At 73.8% G+C, this 17766-nt stretch carries 18 protein-coding genes; 7 read left to right on the forward strand and 11 right to left on the reverse strand.

The features are described 5' to 3' along the window. Positions 1–113: 113 nt before the first annotated feature. A complete protein-coding gene (locus tag KK483_RS07355) occupies positions 114–1010 on the reverse strand; it encodes an MHYT domain-containing protein (protein WP_262004402.1) in 897 nt (298 codons plus the stop codon). A 248-nt stretch (positions 1011–1258) separates the two neighbouring features. Here KK483_RS07355 and KK483_RS07360 point away from each other — a divergent pair, with 248 nt between their 5' ends. The 4 genes from KK483_RS07360 (at position 1259) to KK483_RS07375 (ending at position 5342) form a co-directional block, all read left to right on the forward strand. Next, the gene (locus tag KK483_RS07360; RefSeq protein ID WP_262004403.1) at positions 1259–1789 is read left to right on the forward strand and encodes a methylated-DNA--[protein]-cysteine S-methyltransferase; all 531 of its coding nucleotides are present in this window, start codon (positions 1259–1261) and stop codon (positions 1787–1789) included. 155 nt (positions 1790–1944) lie between these two features. Continuing rightward, positions 1945–3273 carry an MFS transporter gene (locus tag KK483_RS07365; RefSeq protein ID WP_262004404.1) on the forward strand — a complete coding sequence of 443 codons (1329 nt, stop codon included), beginning with the start codon at positions 1945–1947 and terminating at the stop codon, positions 3271–3273. A gap of 123 nt (positions 3274–3396) precedes the next feature. Further along, positions 3397–4305: a pseudouridine-5'-phosphate glycosidase gene (locus KK483_RS07370; protein ID WP_262004405.1), complete on the forward strand. Its 909-nt coding sequence runs from the start codon at positions 3397–3399 to the stop codon at positions 4303–4305. Next, positions 4302–5342, forward strand: a complete 1041-nt coding sequence (locus KK483_RS07375; protein WP_399013581.1) for a carbohydrate kinase family protein — start codon at positions 4302–4304, stop codon at positions 5340–5342. The genes KK483_RS07370 and KK483_RS07375 overlap by 4 nt, the downstream gene beginning before the upstream one ends. A gap of 218 nt (positions 5343–5560) precedes the next feature. On the opposite strand, the gene KK483_RS07380 is transcribed toward KK483_RS07375, so the two are convergent. Next, the gene (locus KK483_RS07380) at positions 5561–6208 is read right to left on the reverse strand and encodes a uridine kinase (RefSeq protein WP_262004406.1); all 648 of its coding nucleotides are present in this window, start codon (positions 6206–6208) and stop codon (positions 5561–5563) included. Positions 6209–6303: 95 nt separating this feature from the next. Between KK483_RS07380 and KK483_RS07385 the strand changes: the two genes are divergently transcribed. After that, complete coding sequence (locus tag KK483_RS07385; protein ID WP_262004407.1) at positions 6304–6963, forward strand: DUF2293 domain-containing protein; 660 nt, start codon at positions 6304–6306, stop codon at positions 6961–6963. A gap of 20 nt (positions 6964–6983) precedes the next feature. Here KK483_RS07385 and KK483_RS35285 read toward each other — a convergent pair whose 3' ends face one another. The 5 genes from KK483_RS35285 to KK483_RS07415 all read right to left on the reverse strand — a co-directional run bounded on the left by KK483_RS35285 (position 6984) and on the right by KK483_RS07415 (position 14651). After that, complete coding sequence (locus tag KK483_RS35285; protein WP_313878434.1) at positions 6984–7592, reverse strand: chaplin; 609 nt, start codon at positions 7590–7592, stop codon at positions 6984–6986. A gap of 141 nt (positions 7593–7733) precedes the next feature. Continuing rightward, a complete protein-coding gene (locus KK483_RS07400; RefSeq protein ID WP_262004408.1) occupies positions 7734–9101 on the reverse strand; it encodes an amidohydrolase in 1368 nt (455 codons plus the stop codon). Positions 9102–9127: 26 nt separating this feature from the next. Then, positions 9128–10450, reverse strand: coding sequence for an SWIM zinc finger family protein (locus tag KK483_RS07405; protein WP_262004409.1), 1323 nt, complete (start codon positions 10448–10450; stop codon positions 9128–9130). Between the two features lie 73 nt (positions 10451–10523). Then, complete coding sequence (locus tag KK483_RS07410; protein WP_262004410.1) at positions 10524–13382, reverse strand: DEAD/DEAH box helicase; 2859 nt, start codon at positions 13380–13382, stop codon at positions 10524–10526. 210 nt (positions 13383–13592) lie between these two features. After that, positions 13593–14651, reverse strand: a complete 1059-nt coding sequence (locus tag KK483_RS07415) for a slipin family protein (RefSeq protein ID WP_262004411.1) — start codon at positions 14649–14651, stop codon at positions 13593–13595. Positions 14652–14829: 178 nt separating this feature from the next. Here KK483_RS07415 and KK483_RS07420 point away from each other — a divergent pair, with 178 nt between their 5' ends. Then, complete coding sequence (locus tag KK483_RS07420) at positions 14830–15168, forward strand: hypothetical protein (RefSeq protein WP_262004412.1); 339 nt, start codon at positions 14830–14832, stop codon at positions 15166–15168. 6 nt (positions 15169–15174) lie between these two features. Here the strand turns inward: KK483_RS07420 and KK483_RS07425 are convergent, their stop codons facing one another. Beyond that, on the reverse strand, positions 15175–15657 hold the full coding sequence (locus tag KK483_RS07425) for a DoxX family protein (RefSeq protein ID WP_262004413.1): 483 nt from the start codon (positions 15655–15657) through the stop codon (positions 15175–15177). Between the two features lie 184 nt (positions 15658–15841). Here KK483_RS07425 and KK483_RS07430 point away from each other — a divergent pair, with 184 nt between their 5' ends. Then, positions 15842–16165, forward strand: a complete 324-nt coding sequence (locus tag KK483_RS07430; protein WP_262009383.1) for a DUF6343 family protein — start codon at positions 15842–15844, stop codon at positions 16163–16165. 33 nt (positions 16166–16198) lie between these two features. On the opposite strand, the gene KK483_RS07435 is transcribed toward KK483_RS07430, so the two are convergent. The 3 genes from KK483_RS07435 to coaE form a co-directional block, all read right to left on the reverse strand. Then, positions 16199–16561, reverse strand: coding sequence for a tetratricopeptide repeat protein (locus KK483_RS07435; protein ID WP_242334051.1), 363 nt, complete (start codon positions 16559–16561; stop codon positions 16199–16201). A gap of 85 nt (positions 16562–16646) precedes the next feature. Continuing rightward, complete coding sequence (locus KK483_RS07440) at positions 16647–17054, reverse strand: DUF3592 domain-containing protein (RefSeq protein ID WP_262004414.1); 408 nt, start codon at positions 17052–17054, stop codon at positions 16647–16649. A gap of 69 nt (positions 17055–17123) precedes the next feature. Continuing rightward, complete coding sequence (gene coaE / locus KK483_RS07445; protein ID WP_262004415.1) at positions 17124–17726, reverse strand: dephospho-CoA kinase; 603 nt, start codon at positions 17724–17726, stop codon at positions 17124–17126. Positions 17727–17766: the final 40 nt, after the last annotated feature.

Here is a 17766-nt window from a genome sequence, read left to right on the forward strand (position 1 = left end):
AGCCGTGCCCGGTCCGGGATCCGGCCGGGATTCCGGGGCGGGACCGGGCCGGGACTCCGGTGGCCGGGTGGGCGGTGGCCCGCGGACTGCGGACGGCGGACGGCGGACGGCGGTCAGCGCTGGCGGGAGCGCTGGGCGGCGCGGCGGGCCGAGCGGGAGGGGGCCGACCAGTTCGCGGGCTCGCCGTAGGACGGCAGCCGGCGCTGCGCGGGGACGCCCGCCCGGGCCTTCCCGGCCGCCGGCGTGCGCTCGTCCGGCTGCCGCTGCCCCTGCGACCCGCCCGTCACGAGCAGCGGATCGAACATGACGACCGCGCCCGCCAGGGCCAGGAAGACCGCGGGGCCGATCAGCAGCGGGGCGATGAGGGTCGCGGGCGAGTCCCCGACGGCGCCAGGGGGGACGCTGCCGTGGAGGTGGACGCTGACGGCCGCCATGCCGGTGTAGTGCATTCCGCTCACCGCGACGCCCATGACCAGGCTGGCTCCGAGGCTCGGCAGGAACCCGTGGATGGACACGGCCGCCCAGAGGGCGGAGGTGGCCGCGACGACGGCGATCACGACGGAGAGGGCGACGGTGAGGGTGTCGTACTCGAGCCGCCCCTGGAGTCTCATCCCGGCCATGCCCAGATAGTGCATGGAAGCGATACCGAGACCGGTGATGGTGCCGCCGGTGACCAGGGCCATCGCGGTCGCGCCGCGGTAGCCGACGATGAAGATGCCGATCCCGGTCATGACGACGGCGATGCCGAGGCTGGCGAAGGTCGTCGGCCGGTCGTAGCTGATCGGCGCCTCGGCGACGGTGAAGCCCATCATCGCGATGAAGTGCATGGTCCAGATGCCGGAGCCGATGGAGATGGCGCCGAGCGCCAGCCAGCCGGGCTTGAACGACTCGCCGTTGCGTACGGATCTGCTGGTGCAGCGCAGCCCCAGCGCGCCACCCAGGCAGGCCATGACATACGCGGCCACAGGTGTGACGAGGCCGTAACTGAAACCGTCGACAGTGCCCTGCATACCTCTATGCCCTTCGCCCCTTGTGCCGCTCGCACCCTCGGCCGCTCGTGCCCCGGTGCCGCTCGTGTCCTTGTGTCCCCCCGTCGAGCAAGCCTTGTACCACCGGGCGAGAGTAGGACGAGCGGGAACGAGAACAAACACCGGGGGCGGTTTCCCCACGACTACTGCACAGAACCCTCCCTTCGCTGGATTTCCCGGTGTTTTCGCTGGTCAGGAAGATTGTCAGTGGCCGGTCGTACGGTGTCCGCATGAACAGCTTCGAGTGGACCGTCGTGGGCTCGGACATCGGGCCGCTGCTGCTCGCCGCCACGGGGGAAGGGCTGGTGAGCGTCGTCTTCCACGCCGACGCGCCGGTGCGGGACAGGGCGCTCGGGCAGCTGGCGGCGCGGCTGGGCGGAGATCCGGCCGAGTCCGCGTCGGGCCGCCTCTCCGAGCCGATACGCCGGCTCGATGAGTACTTCGCGGGCACACGCCGGGACTTCGGGCTGCCGCTGGACTGGTCGCTGACGTCCGGATTCAACCGCCAGGTGCTGCGCGAGCTCGCGTCCGGTGTGCCGTACGGGACGGTCGTCGGGTACGGCGAGCTGGCCGAGCGGGTGGGGCAGCCGGGGGCGGCCCAGGCGGTGGGCGCGGCGATGGGGTCGAATCCGCTGCCGCTGGTGGTCCCGTGCCATCGGGTGGTGGAGAGCGACGGCGGCCTGGGCGGTTTCGGGGGCGGTCTGGAGACCAAGCGGCGGCTGCTGGCGCTGGAGGGCGTGCTGCCCGAGCCGCTGTTCTGAGACCGACTGTTTCGTACAGGCGTGCGTGACTGGCACACTGCGGCGGTGCCCACTGCCTCTGCCGACCCTGCCGACCCCGCCGACGCGACAGCTCCCGGCGCGCCCGTGATGCCGGTCCCCCGGACCGTGCTCCCGGGCCCGGGGCCGGTCGCCCGATGAGCGCCGGGGAGAAGTCCGCTCCCGCGCCGGTCGAGGCGGCTGTGACGGATGCCGCCGCTCTGCCCGCCCTGCGGCGGCGGATCACGGCCGTCCTCATCGCGAGCCAGATCCTCGGCGGGCTCGGTGTGGCGACGGGCATCGCCCTGGCCGCGGTGCTCGCCCAGGAGGTGAGCGGGACCGAGGCGCTGTCCGGGCTCGCCCCGACGGCCACCGTCGCCGGGACGGCGCTGCTGTCCGTGCCGCTCGCGGCGCTGACGGCCGCTCGCGGGCGACGCCCCGGCCTGGTCGTGGCGTATCTGATCGGGGCCGTCGGCGCGGGCGTCGTCGTGCTGGCGGCGGCTGTCGGGAGCTTTCCGCTGCTTCTGCTGGGGATGGCGGGGTTCGGCGCGGCGTCGTCGGCGAATCTGCAGGCGCGGTTCGCCGCCGCGGACCTGGCGGAGCCCGACCGGCGGGCCCGGGCCATCTCCACGGTGGTGTGGGCGACCACGATCGGGGCGGTGCTCGGGCCGAACATCGCCGCTCCCGCCGGGCACAGCGTGTCCGGGCTCGGGATTCCGCAGTCGGCCGGCCCGTTCCTCTGGGCGGCCGGCGTGTTCCTGGTCTCGGCGGTGGTCGTCGCCGTACTGCTGCGCCCGGACCCGCTGCTGACGGCGCGGGCGCTGGCGCCCGCCGGGGAGGACTCGCGCGAGGGACGTTCGCTGCGGGCGGGTGTACGAGCGGTGCGGGAGTCCCCGCGCGCCCGGCTCGCGCTGCTCACCGTCACGGTCGCGCACACCGCGATGGTGTCGATCATGTCGATGACCCCGGTGGCGCTGAGCCACCACGGCGCCGGGATCGAGCTTATCGGCCTGGTCATCAGCGGCCATATCGCGGGGATGTACGCGTTCTCACCGGTGATGGGGCGGCTGTCCGACCGCTTCGGCCGGCTCACCGTGATCGGGCTGGCCGTGGGACTGCTCTCCTGTGCGGCGCTACTGGCCGGCACTGCGGGCGCGAGCCACGGGCGTACGGCTGCGGGCCTGTTCCTGCTCGGCCTCGGCTGGTCCGCGGGGCTGGTGTCGGGCTCCGCGCTGCTCACGGACTCGGTCCCGGGCCCCGCCCGCGCCGCGGTCCAGGGACTGTCCGACCTGACGATGAACGCGGCGGCGGGCGTCGGCGGCGTGGCGGCCGGCCTCATCGTGTCGCAGGCGAGCTACGGCTGGCTCAACGCGATCGGGGCGGGACTGCTGCTCCCTCTTGCCGCCCTGGCGGTCCTCCGCGCGGTGCGACCGCGTCCGGTGCCTCCACGTGCGGTGCCTCCGCATCCGGTGCGCCCGGGAGACTGACGCCGTACACCGTCGGCAGCGTCCCGGCGGGCTCCTTCACCCCGCCCCAAGGCGGGGCCGGGGGTCGCATGTCCGCATCTGTCGAAGCGTTTGGGCGGGGCGCCCGCGTGCCAGGGATGGGACATGCCGGAGACCACGCTGCTGCTGTCAGAAGAGGTACGGGAGGCGCTGGACACGCGCCGGCCCGTCGTCGCCCTGGAGTCCACGATCATCGCGCACGGGCTGCCCCGTCCGCGCAATCTGGCGGTGGCGGAGGAGCTGGAGTCGCTGGTCAGAAGCGGCGGTGCGGTGCCCGCGACGATCGCCGTCCTGGACGGCAGGGCCCATGTCGGTCTGGACAAGGGCCAGTTGGAGCGGGTCGCGACCGATCCGGACGTGCGCAAGCTCGGCCACCGCGATCTCGCGCCCGCGCTCGCCGCGGGGGCGAGCGGGGCGACGACGGTGTCCGCGACCGCGTTCCTCGCCGCCCGCGCCGGGATCCGCGTCTTCGCGACGGGCGGGCTCGGCGGCGTCCACCGCGAGTGGACCACGACCCAGGACGAGTCGGCGGACCTGCGGCTCCTCGCACGGACGAGGATCGCCGTCGTCTGCGCCGGGGTGAAGTCGATCCTCGACGTCCCGGCGACCCTCCAGCGCCTGGAGACACTCGGTGTGGGCATCCTCGGCTACGGGACCGACCGGTTCCCCGGCTTCTACCTGACCTCCTCCGGGGAGCCGGTCGACTGGACGGTCCGTACGCCCGAGGAGGTCGCGGAGGTGGTACGCGCCCAGGACGCGCTCGGCGGCCCCGACGCGGCGCTGATCGTCGCCCGGCCCGTGCCCGAGGACGAGCAGCTCGATCCGCAGTTGCACGACCGGGTGCTGGCGGAGGCGCTGGAGGCGTGCCAGGAGCGCGGCATCACGGGCCAGGCGGTCACACCCTTCCTCCTCGACCATCTGGTGCGGCACACGAAGGGCGCCTCGCTGGAGGCGAATCTGGCGGCCGTACGCGGCAATGTCCGGCTGGCGGCGCAGATCGCGGCGGCGCTGTGACCGACCCGGGCGCGTACGCGGACGGTCCGCCGGGCCCCGGCCCGCACGGCAGCGGAGCGGGCGGCCGGGGCGAAGCGGGCAGCGGAGGCGGAGCGGGCAGCGGAGGCGGAGCGGGCAGCGGCGCGCTGCTCGTCATCGGCGACGTGGCCACCGATGTGGTGGCGCGACATGGCGGAGCGCTCTCGCACGGTACCGACACGGCCGCCGAGATACGCACCCTCCCGGGCGGTGCGGGCGCCAACGCCGCCTGCTGGGCCGCGTACTCGGGCTGCGCGGACGTACGGCTCCTCGGCCGGGTCGGCGGCGAGAGTGCGTCGTGGCACGACCGGCATCTGCGCCGTTCGGGGGTGCGGCCGCTGCTGGTGTCCGATCCCGAGGCGCGGACCGCCACGGTCGTCGCGCTCGTCGACGCCCGCGCCGAGCGCACCTTCCTCACCGACAGCGGGGCGGCCCTGCGGATCTCCCCCGCCGACTGGTCGCCCGCCCTGCTCGACGGGGTCGGCCGACTCCATCTCTCCGGCTATCTCTTCTTCGCGGCCCCCAGCCGGGAACTGGCCGTCCGCGCCCTGGCGGACGCCCGCGAGCGGGGCATCCCGGTGAGCGTGGACCCGGCTTCCGCGGGCTTCCTCACCGCGGTCGGCGTGGACCGCTTCCTCGCCGCGTCGGAGGGCGCCGACGTGCTCCTGCCCAACGCCGACGAGGCCCGGCTGCTCACCGGCGTCCCGGACGTGGCCGAGGCCGCCGCCGAGCTGAGCCGTCGGGCGCCGCTGGCCGTCGTCACGCTCGGCGCCGAGGGGGCGCTGGTGGCCGAGTCGGGTGCGGTGACGGGCCGTGTCCCGCCGGTCCGTGCTGCGGCGGTCGACTCGACGGGTGCGGGCGACGCCTTCACCGGCGCGTTCCTCGCCGCGTTCCTGGCGGGCGCGGATCCGGCGGCCGCGGCCGGGGAGGGCTGCCGCGCGGGCGCGCGGGCGGTCACCCTGTACGGCGGCCGGCCGCCGGACCCCGACGGCAGCGGACCGCAGCCGCCACGACGGTGATCCCTCCAGGGAGGGTCTTCACAGTGGCGTCGTCCGCCCGGAGGGCGGGCCCGGCGGCGTCTGGTGCGTGCGATCGCAAGGCGGGGGACGGAGTCCATGCGGTGGGGACACCTCCCGTACCCGAAGGGCCACGGGGGCGGGGACACCTCCCAGGCGCGAACTCTGGGGGGGAAGCGTGCCAGACGTCGCCGGGCAGACGGGACTGTGAACAATGCGACCTAGGCGCTCCCCCACGGGGCGTTCCACGCCGGGTGGCGCGGATCGTCGGCGCGGACGACGAGTTCGGCGGCCTTCACCGGGTCCACCTCGCGCTCGTACCGTTCGAACGCGGGCAGCGTCCACCGCTGCGCCTCGTCGGTGCGGCGGTGCAGTGCGCCCGCCGAGAGCCGCAGGTGCAGTGTCAGATCGAAGGGGAACCAGTGGCCGAACAGCAGCGGTCCGTGCAGCACCAGCACACCGCCGGGCGGCAGTTCGCGGTGCGGACTGCGGGTCGCGCGGTCGGTGACCGGGTCCCACAGATCCGGCAGCACCCGTCCCGAGCCGCCCGGCTCCAGCGGTCCGAACACCTCGCGCCACAGGGCGCCCGTGTCGAACCAGCCCACGTAGTACGTATCGGGGTCCTCACGCCCGTGCTCGTACCGCAGGGACGCGGGCCGCAGAAATCCGTCCGCGCCGACCACCAGCACCGAACGGCCGCGCAGCCGCAGTGCGTCGGCGAGGGCTCCGGCCGCGGCACCGGTCCCGGCGGCGGGGGCGCCGTCGACGGCGACGCGAAGCCAGGGGCCGCCGTCGGCCGCCTCGGTCTCCAGGAGCCGGTCGGCAACGGCTTCGGTCAGCCGTTCCCAGGTGATCGGTTCGAGTCGCACCGGCCCATCATGCCCGCTGCCGGCAGGGGGCGGCGGGTGGGGCCGAGGGCGTAGCCTGCCTCCGAATCGGCAGCAGGTGGAGGGGACGGGGGCCGATGGATCCGCTGGTGGTGGTCGAGCCGCTGAAACAGCGCCACTGTGCCGAGTGCCGACGCGGTCCGCTGGAGCGGATGGTCCTGGAGTGCGAGGCTCCGCGCTGTCTGGACTGCGCCGACCTCGGGCATCTGGTCTTCCTGCCCCGCGGGAACGCGGCGCTGACCCGCCGCGCACGGGAGGCGAGTTCCCTCTGGGCCGTCGTCGTACGGCACAACAAGCGCCGTACGCGTGACGAGCGCCAGGGCCTGCTCGTCGAGGAGGCCGCGCTGGCACGGGCGGAGGCGGCGTGCCTGGCCGACGCCGACGTCCGTGCCCGTCGCCGGGAGCGTGACGCGGCTCGGCGGGCGGCGGAGGACGTGCGCTTCACCGGCACCCTCACCGCGGAGATCCTGCGGCTCTTCCCGTCCTGTCCGCTCGACCGGGCGCTGGACATCGCGGCGCACACCTCGGTGCGCGGCAGCGGACGCGTGGGCCGCACCGCTGCCGGCCGCGCCCTGGACGAGGGCGCGGTCACGGCGGCGGTGCGTGCGTCCGTACGCCATCTGGACACGCCGTACGACGCGCTGCTCATGCAGGGGGTGCCCCGGCATGAGGCCCGTGCGCGTCTGGCGCCGGCGATCGAGGCGGTCCTTGCGGCTTGGCGCGTGGAACCGGCGTAGGCCGTGGCGCCGCCGGCGGCTCAGGCCGTGGCCCGGAAGCGGCGGTAGAGCACCGCACCGCCGAGGATCAGGGCGGCGCCGGCGGGCACGGCCAGGCCGATGCCTTCGGGCGTGCCGGTCTCGGCGAGCCGCACCGGGCCCTGCTGGGGCTCGTGCTGGACGGGCGTCACGGGCCGTGCCGTCGGCGGCTGCGACGGCCTCGGTCTGGCCGGCGGCCTGGACGAGTTGGACGACGAGTTGCCGACGGACGGGTTAGCGACGCCGACGACGTTGACGGAGTTGCCGGTGACATTCACGGGCACGTCGACCGGCGCCTGGATCCCGTTGCCGGAGAGGATCCCGGGGGAATCCTTCGGGCGCCCCTCGGCGACGGCTCCGCCGCCGCTGCTTCCCTTGTTCTCGCAGCTGTTGCCGGCCGTCGGGTTCAGCAGGCCGATCACATTGACCGTGTTGCCGCACACATTGACCGGGACATGCACCGGGAGCTGCACGGAGTTCCCGGAGAGCAGGCCCGGTGACCCGGTCGCGTCCCCCCGCGCGGACGAATCGGCATGTGCGGCCCCGGCAGCGGCGAGGGCGCCACCCGTGACCATTGCTGCGACCAGACCTGTTCGGCGCATCAGCCTCATTGGTTCCTGCCTTCCGGAGAATGAACACGGGCACGCACCCGCACCGGAAATAACGCAATGGAACCAATAGGGTTATGATCGACAATCGTTTCACCCTATCGAGTGGGGTGTTTGTCGAACTCCGCTGCGTCGCCCGGATGTTCACCTTCCGGCGTCGTATTCCTGAATACGACGGCCATGACCCCGGTCGATCAGATCGGGCAGTCGCGCGCCGAGTTCACCCGCGATGGCCTCGACGTCGAGCGTCAGCAGCCTCCGGTCGCGCATCAGGACCCGGCCGTCCACGATCGTGGTCAGCACGTCCGCCGACCGGGCGCTGAAGACGAGCGCCGCCGCGACGTCGTGCAGCGGGCGCACATGGGGGCCGGTGAGGTCGACCAGGATCAGATCGGCGCGCCGGCCCGGAGCGAGCGCACCCACCTGCTCCCCCAGCCCGGTGACGCGTGCGCTCTGGGCGGTCGCGTGGTCGAGCGCCTGCCGGGCGGTGAGCCAACGGGGGTCGCGCTCCGCCGACTTCTGGACCAGCGCGGTGAGCGTCATGCTCTCCCACACGTCGAGCGTGTTGTTCGACGCGGCGCCGTCCGTGGCGAGGCCGACGGGGATGCCGATGGCGTGCAGCGCCCTGATGGGGGTCGTGTCCCAGCCGAACTTCAGGTACCCCTTGGGCGCGGTCGCGATCCCGATGCGGCCGCCGCCCTGCTGGAGCAGGGGAAGGTCCTGCTCGACGATGCCGGTGCCGTGCGCGATGAGGATGTCCACGTCCAGCAGACCGGCGCGATGCAGGGCCCCGACGGGCGTGCGGCCGTACCGTTCGAGGCTGCTGTCGGTCTGCGCCCTGTTCTCGGCCGCGTGGACATGGACGGGCAGCGCGTGCTCGCGGGCCAGCTCGGCGGTGGCTTCGAGGTCGGCGTCGTCGACGGTGTACGGAGCATGGGGCGCCAGGGAGGTGGTGATGCGGCCGTCGGCGTCGCCGGCCCGGCGCAGGGCGAAGTCGAGGGAGCGCTCGCGCCCTTCGGGGCCCTGGCTGGAGAAGTACGCCCAGCCCAGGTTGGCCCGCAGCCCGCTGTGTACGACCGCGTCGGCGACCCGGTCCATGGCGAAGTAGTGGTCGGCGAAGGCGGTGACTCCGGCGCTGATCATCTCGGCGCAGGCGAGCAGCGCGCCGAGCTCGACGATGTCGTCGGTGAGGTTGCTCTCGATGGGCCAGATCCAGTCGTTGAACCACTCCTCCACCGGCACGTCCTCCGCGATACCGCGCAGGGCCGCCATCGGGGCGTGCGTATGGCAGTTGATCAGCCCGGGCATGGCCAGCCGGCCGCGTGCGTCGATACGTTCACGTGCGGGGCGCTCGGCAGCCTCGCGGGCGGAGGTGACCGCCTCGATGACCCTGTCCCTCACGACGACGGCGCTGTCCTCCTCGAACCGGATCCCGCCGCCCTGATCGTGCACCAGCACGGTGCATCCCTCGACGACGAGATCGGCGGGGCCGCTCGCGTGCTCACCCGTCATTCTGGCTCCTGGTCTGTTGCCCGTGATCAGCGGCCGAGCAGTGCGGCCAGTGCGCCCACGGGGTCGGCGTCCGGGGTGCCGCGGGGCCACCAGTCGTCACGGCCCGGGTCGGACTCATAGCCGTACCACAAGCCGTCGCGGCCCAGGCGCAGTTGGAGCGACGCGGTCGACAGGCGGTTGCGCCGGGGGCGGAAGCCCGGGAACTCGGCGGCGGCGAGGGCGGGCCGGGCCCGGTCGAAGGGGCCGGCGGGCGGGTCCCACTCCTCCTCCAGGACGGCCAGCCCCGCGAGCCCGCCCTGGCGCCAGGCCGCGACGGCGCGGGCGAGGTCCGTCGGGGTGCGGCCGGAGGCGCGAGCCAGCACCGTGTACAGCGCCCGGGTCGAGGCGGTGAGTCCGGAGCCGGGGTGGGCGGCGGCCAGCCGGACCGCGTCCTGCCAGGGGGTGAGGCCGGCGATCGGGTCCCGGCCGGTCGTCAGGGTGGTGTGGGCGCGGGCCGCGGCCTCGGTGGCGAGGAGGTCGAGGGCGAGCGGATCGGGGGCGCCGGGCGCCTGGGGGTAGACGGGTGGCCGGCCGGGGTGCTGTGGGACGGGCAGGGGCGGCGGGAGCGGCGGCAGGGTGCGCGGCGCGAGGGCTTCGCGGGCGGGGACGGCCGCGAGCGCGGGCGGCGCACCAACCGTACCCAGTGCCTCTGCACCGGATGCCGTGCGTCCTGACCTGGCGGCCGCGGCCCGTTCCGCCGCCGAGCGCGTCGCGTTGCGCCGGGCGAGCTCGGCGAGGATCTCCTGCTCGCCGCGGCCGCGCATGAGGAACAGCACGAGCGGGTCCTCGTCGAGGATCCGGGCCGTCTGGTAGCAGAGTGCGGCCGTGTGCTTGCAGGGGAATCCGTCGTCGGGGCAGGAGCAGTCGGGGATCAGGTCACCGGGTGCGGGCAGCAGGTCCGCGGCGTTCGCGAGCGCATGCGGAACGTCCTTGTCGAGCAGGGCCGCGATGTGGTCGGGCCGTGCCGCAGCGGCGTCGAGCAGCCGGTCCCAGTCCTCGTCGCCGAGCGTGCGGAGCCTGATGTCCGCACGGTACGGGCGCGGGCGGGAGCCGTGGACGTACGCCGTGACACGGCCGGGCGTGACGGTGATCGCGTCGACCTGGCCGCGACCGGCGTAGGCACGGCCGCGGGCGAGGCGGGCGGGGTCCAGGGCGGTGTCCTCCAGCGCGTCCACCCAGGCGTTGCCCCACCAGGACGCGGCGAAGGACTCGTCGCCGGACCGCGGGGCGAGCTGCGGGAACGTCCGCCGCCGGTCGTCGGGTCGGTGCCGGCTGTCCCACCGCGGGGCCCCGGGCCGGCGGCCGGTCACCAGAGCCCCCTCATGCCGGTCGTACCGGCCCTGCCAACGCTGCCGGTCATGCCGACACGGCCGACGCTGCCAGTCATGCCGGCCTCCTCAGCGAGACGAGGTCGGCGAGCTCCCGGTCGGTGAGCTCGGTCAGCGCCGCCTCTCCCGAGCCGAGCACCGCGTCGGCCAGCGCCCGCTTGGAGAGCAGCAGTTCGGCGATCCGGTCCTCCACCGTGCCCTCGGCGATGAGCCGGTGGACCTGCACGGGCTGGGTCTGGCCGATGCGGTACGCCCGGTCGGTGGCCTGGTCCTCAACCGCCGGGTTCCACCACCGGTCGTAGTGGACGACATGACCCGCCCGGGTCAGGTTCAGTCCGGTGCCCGCGGCCTTGAGGGAGAGGATGAAGACGGGGATCTCGCCGGACTGGAAGCGGTCCACCATCCGCTCCCGCTCCGGCACCGGCGTGGAGCCGTGGAGCAGCTGCGCCGGGATCGCCCGTGCCGCGAGGTGTCCGGCGATGAGGCGCGCCATCGCGACGTACTGCGTGAAGACGAGCACCGCGCCGTCCTCGGCCAGGATGGTGTCCAGCAGCTCGTCGAGGAGGGCGAGCTTGCCGGAGCGGGCGGCGAGCCGGGAGGCGTCCTCCTTCAGATACTGGGCCGGGTGGTTGCAGATCTGCTTGAGCGAGGTCAGCAGCTTCATGACGAGGCCGCGCCGCGCCATGCCCTCCGCGCTCTCGATCTGCGCCATCGTCTCGCGCACCACCGCCTCGTACAGCGACGCCTGCTCCCGGGTGAGCGGGACGGGATGGTCGGACTCCGTCTTGGGCGGCAGCTCGGGCACGATGCCGGGGTCGGACTTCTTGCGGCGCAGCAGGAACGGCCGTACGAGGCGGGCGAGCCGCTCCACCGCCTCCCCGTTCTCGACGTGCTCGTTGTTCTCGACGGCGCGGGCGTGGCGGGCCCGGAAGGACTTCAGCGGGCCGAGGAGCCCCGGCGTGGTCCAGTCGAGCAGGGACCAGAGCTCGGAGAGGTTGTTCTCGACGGGCGTGCCGGTGAGGGCGACCCGTGCGGGGGCGGGGATGGTGCGCAGTGCCCTGGCGGTCGCGGAGAAGGGGTTCTTGACGTGCTGCGCCTCGTCGGCGACGACCATGCCCCACTGCCGCTCGGCCAGGTCGGCGGCGCTCGTGCGCATGGTCCCGTAGGTGGTGAGGACGAAACCGGGCGGACCGTCGCCGGTTTCGTGGACGCCGTCGAGAGTGCGCTCGGCGCCGTGGAAGCGCCGCACCGGAACGCCCGGCGCGAAACGGGCGATCTCCCGCTGCCAGTTGCCGAGCAGCGAGGCGGGGCACACGACGAGGGTAGGCGCCCGGTGAGGGCGGCGCCCGGTGCCGGAGGGCCGGGCGCGGTGGAGATGGAGGGCGATGACCGTGACCGTCTTGCCGAGGCCCATGTCGTCGGCGAGGCAGCCGCCGAGGCCGAGCGAGGTCATCAGGTCCAGCCACGCGAGCCCGCGCAGCTGGTAGTCGCGCAGCGTGGCGTCCAGGCCCGGCGGCTGGGCGAGCGCGGCGGGGCCGTCGGTGAGCCGGTCGCGCAGCGTGGCCAGCGCGCCCTCGGGGACGGCCTCGACCGTCTCACCGTCCACCTCGGCGGTGCCGGTGAGCGCGACGGCCAGGGCGTCGACCGGCTCCAGGAGCCCCAACTCCCGTTTGCGCGCCTTCCGTACGAGAGCGGGGTCGATGACGACCCACTGGTCGCGCAGCCGCACGATCGGGCGGTGGGACTCGGCGAGTGCGTCCATCTCGGGCTCGGTCAGCGGGTCCCCGTCCAGGGCGAGCCGCCAGTCGAACCTGAGGAGCTGCTCGCTGTCGAAGAACGGCGTGCCGTCGGTGGCGGAGCCGGGCGCGGGCGAGCGGACGACGGCGGTCGCACTGAGTGTCCGGGCGAGCTCCTTGGGCCAGTGCACGGCCACCCCGGCCGCGTCGAGCCGTGCGGCGGCCTCGCCGAGCAGTTCGTACAGCTCGTCCTCGGTGAGCGGCAGGACGTCGGGGACGTCGCGCTCCATGAGGCGTCCCAGCGGGGCCCACACCCGGGCGGCCCGGCGCAGCGCGAGCGCGGCGTCGACGCGGGCCCGGGGTCCGAAGTACTCGTCTCCCTCGCCGGCCCAGAGCCGGGCGGCGTCCAGGACGAGCGCGGGATCGGCGAGGCTGTGCACCTGGACGAGCGCGGCGCCCGCCTGCCGCTCGGCCCCGCCGTCCTCCGCGATGTCGAACAGCTCGTACGCCGACAGGTCGAGACGGAGCGAGATCCGGACCCCCGCGTCCATGCCGGCCGCCGCCTCGGCCGCCCAGGTGCGGGCTCCGGGCAGATGCTGCGGTGTCGTGGCGGCGAACGGCCGCCCCGCCGCGTGCTCGGCGGCGGGCGTACGCGGCAGGGTGTCGGCGACGGCGTCGAGGAAGGCTCTGACCAGCGCCTCGGGCTCGGGCACGCGCAGGGGACGGGCGCCGGCCAGAGCAGTGGCGTGCGCCTCGTAGGGCATGGCGGCGGCGATGGCGCGCAGATGCGCGATGTCCTCGGCGTCCAGCGGACCGGCCCGCCAGGCGTCGTGGTCGTCGGGGGTGAGACCGGGCAGGAGTCTGCCGCGAGCGACCAGGTGCAGGGCGTGCAGGGCGGCAGCGCCCCAGCAGGCGGTGGCGGGGTGGGCCGCCGCGTCGTGCCGGGCGCGCACGAGCAGCGGAAGCGCCTCGGCGACCGGAAGTATGACGGCGGGGACGGAGCGGCTGCGGACGCCGGTGCCGTGCGGGCGGACGACCGTCAGCTCGGCGGACTCCGCGGCCGGGCCGGGCTCGCCCGGCGGCGCGCCCGGCACGCCGCCGTCCGGGCTCCAGAAGGCGACCCGCCCTTCCCGCGGCAGCGCGGCCGGCACGAACACCGCGGCAGAGCTGTGCAGCATGCGCGCGGGCACCTCCCCTCCCACTGGTCGAGCCATGGCGTGCACGGCGTGCACGGCATCCACGGCGTCCATGGCGTCCTGGGCACCGTCGCTGTCCGCGGCACCCTTGGACCCACGACCATACGGGCGAGGTCTGACAACGCCCCTCCACCGCCCCCTGACCTGCACTGTCAGGGTGTCAGGGCCTGCATCGTCACGTCAGGCCAGGTCTCACCTGGGTTCCTCGACGGCCCGGTGGCCGTCCACCTCACGCTCCAACGACGTGCCGGGCGTCTCCGCCGCCCCCGCCCCGTCCGGGGCGTTCGCGGACCTCTCGGTACTCGTGAGACTCGGGGCGTCGGGGGCGTCGGGGGCGTCGGGGGCGTCGGGGGCGTCGGGGAGCGGCAGGTCCAGGGCGGTCAGCCCCGCGGGCCCTTCGACGGCCGCTTCATCGCCCGAGGTACCGGTCCCCGGAGCGACGGCCTCCGGAGCGGTCCGCGCCTCGGCACCCGGTGTCGTCCCCGGGGCAGGCTGCCCGCCGCGCTCCAGGAAGCGCAGCAGCTCCACCGGGATGGGCAGCACCAGCGTCGAGTTCTTCTCGGCGGCCACGGCCATCACCGTCTGGAGCAGCCGCAGCTGCAGCGCGGACGGTGCGTCGGCCATCTGATGCGCCGCCTCGGCCAGCTTCTTCGACGCCTGGAGTTCCGCGTCGGCGTTGATGACCCGGGCCCGGCGCTCCCGGTCCGCCTCCGCCTGCCGTGCCATCGAGCGCTTCATGGTCTCCGGCAGCGACACGTCCTTGATCTCGACCCGGTCGACGCTCACTCCCCATCCGAGCGCGGGGCTGTCGATCATCAGCTCCAGACCCTGGTTGAGCTTCTCGCGGTTGGACAGCAGATCGTCGAGCTCGCTCTTGCCGATGATCGAGCGCAGCGAGGTCTGCGCCATCTGCGAGACGGCGAAGCGGTAGTCCTCGACGCTGACGATGGCATCGGCCGCGTCCACGACCTTGAAGTAGACGACGGCGTCCACGCGGACCGTGACGTTGTCCCGTGTGATGCCCTCCTGGGCCGGCACGGGCATCGTCACGATCTGCATGTTCACCTTGTGCATCCGGTCCACGACCGGAACGATCATGGTGAAGCCGGGCTCACGGACACGGTCCCGCAGCCGGCCGAGGCGGAAGACCACGCCCCGCTCGTACTGCTTGATGACTCTGGCCCCGGCCATGACGTAGACCACGCAGGCAGATCCTGCTGCCAGACCCGCCGCCACCAGTTCCTCGACCATCGCGGCACCCCCTGATGTCAAGCGCCCGGAGGTTCGTCCGTAGGTGATTCAACGGTATTCCTGTGGTGTACCCCCGGTCGAGCGTCCGTATCCCCTGCGCGGCGGCGCCCGGCGTGCCGCTTCCGCGGAAGTCCGGCAGGGTGGCGATCGGATGGCAGACGACAGACGAGGAGCAGCCATGACCGGTCTTCGGCGTCCCGGCATCGCGGCGGGGGCGGTGCTCCTGGCTCTCGCCGCCGCCGGCTGTTCCGGCCTCGGCCGGACCGCGGTCGGCACCGTCAACTACGAGACCGAGGGCGCACGCGTCATCACTGTGTCGAACCCGCTGGTGACGGGGTGCCACCGGATGGCGCCGACCGGTGCCCACCGGGTCGAGAACGCCACGCTCATCGACATGCTTCTGTACACGACACCGAACTGCACGGGGCCGGGGAGCAACGCGTACACGGGGACGACGCTCTTCAACAACATCGCCCCCGGCACCGCGCCCTGGCGCAGCTACAGCTTCGTCCACTGAACTGAGCTAGGACCTCGCCCGCCCGGTGACGAGGGCGAGAAGCCGGGCCGTACGGTCCCGGCGGACCCGGGCGATGACCGCGAGCGGGATCGCCACCAGGAGCGGGGTGAACCAGTACTCCCCGCCGAAGACGGTCACCTGGGTGACGAAGGCGCCGATCATCAGGCCGATCAGCGCGAGCGCCGAGACCCCGGACAGGACGGGGATCACAAGCGCCACGGCCCCGGCCAGTTCCAGCGCCCCGACCAGGTACATGAACCAATCGCCGAAGCCGATCTCGTCGAACCCCGCCGCGGCCGACTCGTGCCCGATGAGCTTCGGGACCGCGCTCGGGACGGCGAGGAAGAGTGCGATCAGGATCTGCAGCGAGAGCACGGCGAGGTGGGTGCGGCGGCTCGTGGGCGCGCCGTACGAGGTGATCGTGGCGCCCGAGGCGTTCGTGCCGGCGTCGGCACCCGTGGTGGCGGCGGTCGAGCGGTGAGTGGACATCGAGGTTCCTCCGTCGGGGCGGGGTGGGTGGCGGAGCGCGCAGGACTTGCGGTGCGTTGCCCTGCGCTTCCACGGAGTCAGACCGGCGACGGATCCGGAACTCATCGCCTCCGCGGCGGCTCGTCCGGCGGAAACGGGGTAGACCCTGGTCGGGGGACATCCTGGTGGGAAAGAGGCGATGGCCATGCGCACCGGGAACGAGCCGACGACCGCGCGCAGCCCCCTTCGCCTGCGGTTCTGGCTGAGTGTGTGGGGGCTGCTCTGGGCCGTCGCGGGCACGGCCTTGTTCGCGCTCGCCGAGCGGCCGGGCTGGGCGATCACCTGCGCGGTGCTGTGCCTGATCATCGCGGCCGATCTGATGGTGGTGGTGCACCGGCTCCACCAGGGGCCGCACTATCAGCCGGGCCCCGGCATCCCGCCGTACGAACCCGATCACGGCGACAACGGGCCGTACCGCCGTCCCACCCCCGGGCCGCCGCCCTCCCGGGACCACGCCCCGGACCACTGAGAGCGCACGGTCCTCACCCCACGGGGCCGGAGTTCAGTTCTCGAAGCGAGCCGCTTCCAGGTACTCCGGCTTGGGGTCGAGCGCCGCGGCCAGCCGGAAATGCCGGATGGCCTGCTCCGGGCGGCCGGAGCGCTGGAAGGTGCGCGCGAGCGCGAAGTGCGCGAAGGCATTGTCCGGCTCGTGGTCCACGATGTGCTGGAACTCGCGCTCGGCGGCCCTCAATTGCGCCGCCGCGAAGTAGGCGCGGGCTCGCAGCAGGCGCGCCGCTCTGCTCTCCGGGTGGGCGGCGATCACCGAGTCGAGCAGCTTGATGGCGCCGCGTGGGTCCCTCGCCGCGAGCAGGTGCTCTGCCGCGCGGAAATCGATGACGTGAGTCGCCGGGTTCGTCTCGGACACGCTCGCATCCTTCCCCTCGCCGCGGCGATTCAACATCCCCCGGGGCACCCCTATTCCGGTCATCGGACCGCGACCGTCCGGACGATCAGAACGCGAGGACCGCCAGCGTCAGCCCGATGAACACCGCCATCACCCCCACGAGCACGAAAGCGCGGTCGACACGTCCGCGCTCATGGCCGAGCAGGACGACATCGCGCGGGTCGTCGGTGTCGTACGAGATCCGGACAGTGGAGCCGGGGGTGAGGGGCCGCCCGCGGCCCGGCGGGGCGGGTGCGGGGACCTCCACGACCCGGCCGTCCCCGGTCTCGTACTGGAGCAGCGGCCGGTCGGCGCCGGGGGCGGCGGGCTTGACGAGCGCGACGGCGGTGCCGCCCCGTGCCGTGATCCGCCGGGTGCGGTGCAGGCCGTACGCACCGGCGAGCAGCGCCACGACCCCGCCGAGGAGGGTGAAACCCGCGAAGACGATCAGCGCCGTGTCCATACCGTCAGTCATGGTGGCGCACCTCCCCGGACGGGGTGTCCTTTTCGGGCTACGTATACGGCGCCCTGACGGCGGACGGTGCTACGAAGGGCGGGCGCGCTCCTCCAGGATCGCCCACACCTCACGGACCTGCGGTTCCAGCAACTCCAGCGGCCCGTCGTTGTCGATGACGAGGTCCGCGACGGCGCGCCGCTCCTCGCGCGTCACCTGCGCCGCCATCCGGGCCCGCGCATCGGACTCGCTCATTCCGCGCAGTCGGACGAGCCGGTCGAGCTGGGTCTCCGGGGACGCGTCCACGACCACGACCAGGTCGTAGAGCGCCGCCAGCCCGTTCTCGGCGAGCAGCGGCACATCGTGGACGACGACCGCGTCAGGCCGGGCGGCGGCCTCCAGCTCGGCCGAGCGTGCCCCGACGAGCGGATGCACGATGGCGTTGAGCTCGGCCCTGCGGGCCTCGTCCGCGAAGACGATCGAGCCGAGTTTCGGCCGGTCCAGGGTGCCGTCGGCGGCGAGGATCTCGGACCCGAACGCCTCGACGACGGCCGCGAGGCCGGGCGTGCCGGGCTCGACGACCTCCCGGGCGATCCTGTCGGCGTCGATCAGCACCGCCCCGTACGACACGAACAGTCGCGACACTTCGCTCTTGCCGGCGCCGATTCCACCGGTCAGGCCCACCTTCAGCATGGGCGGAAGCTTAAGGGCCGCTCTCCGCGCCCGTCCCTGC

Origin of the sequence: Streptomyces sp. FIT100, assembly GCF_024584805.1 — a bacterium.
Lineage (GTDB): Bacteria > Actinomycetota > Actinomycetes > Streptomycetales > Streptomycetaceae > Streptomyces.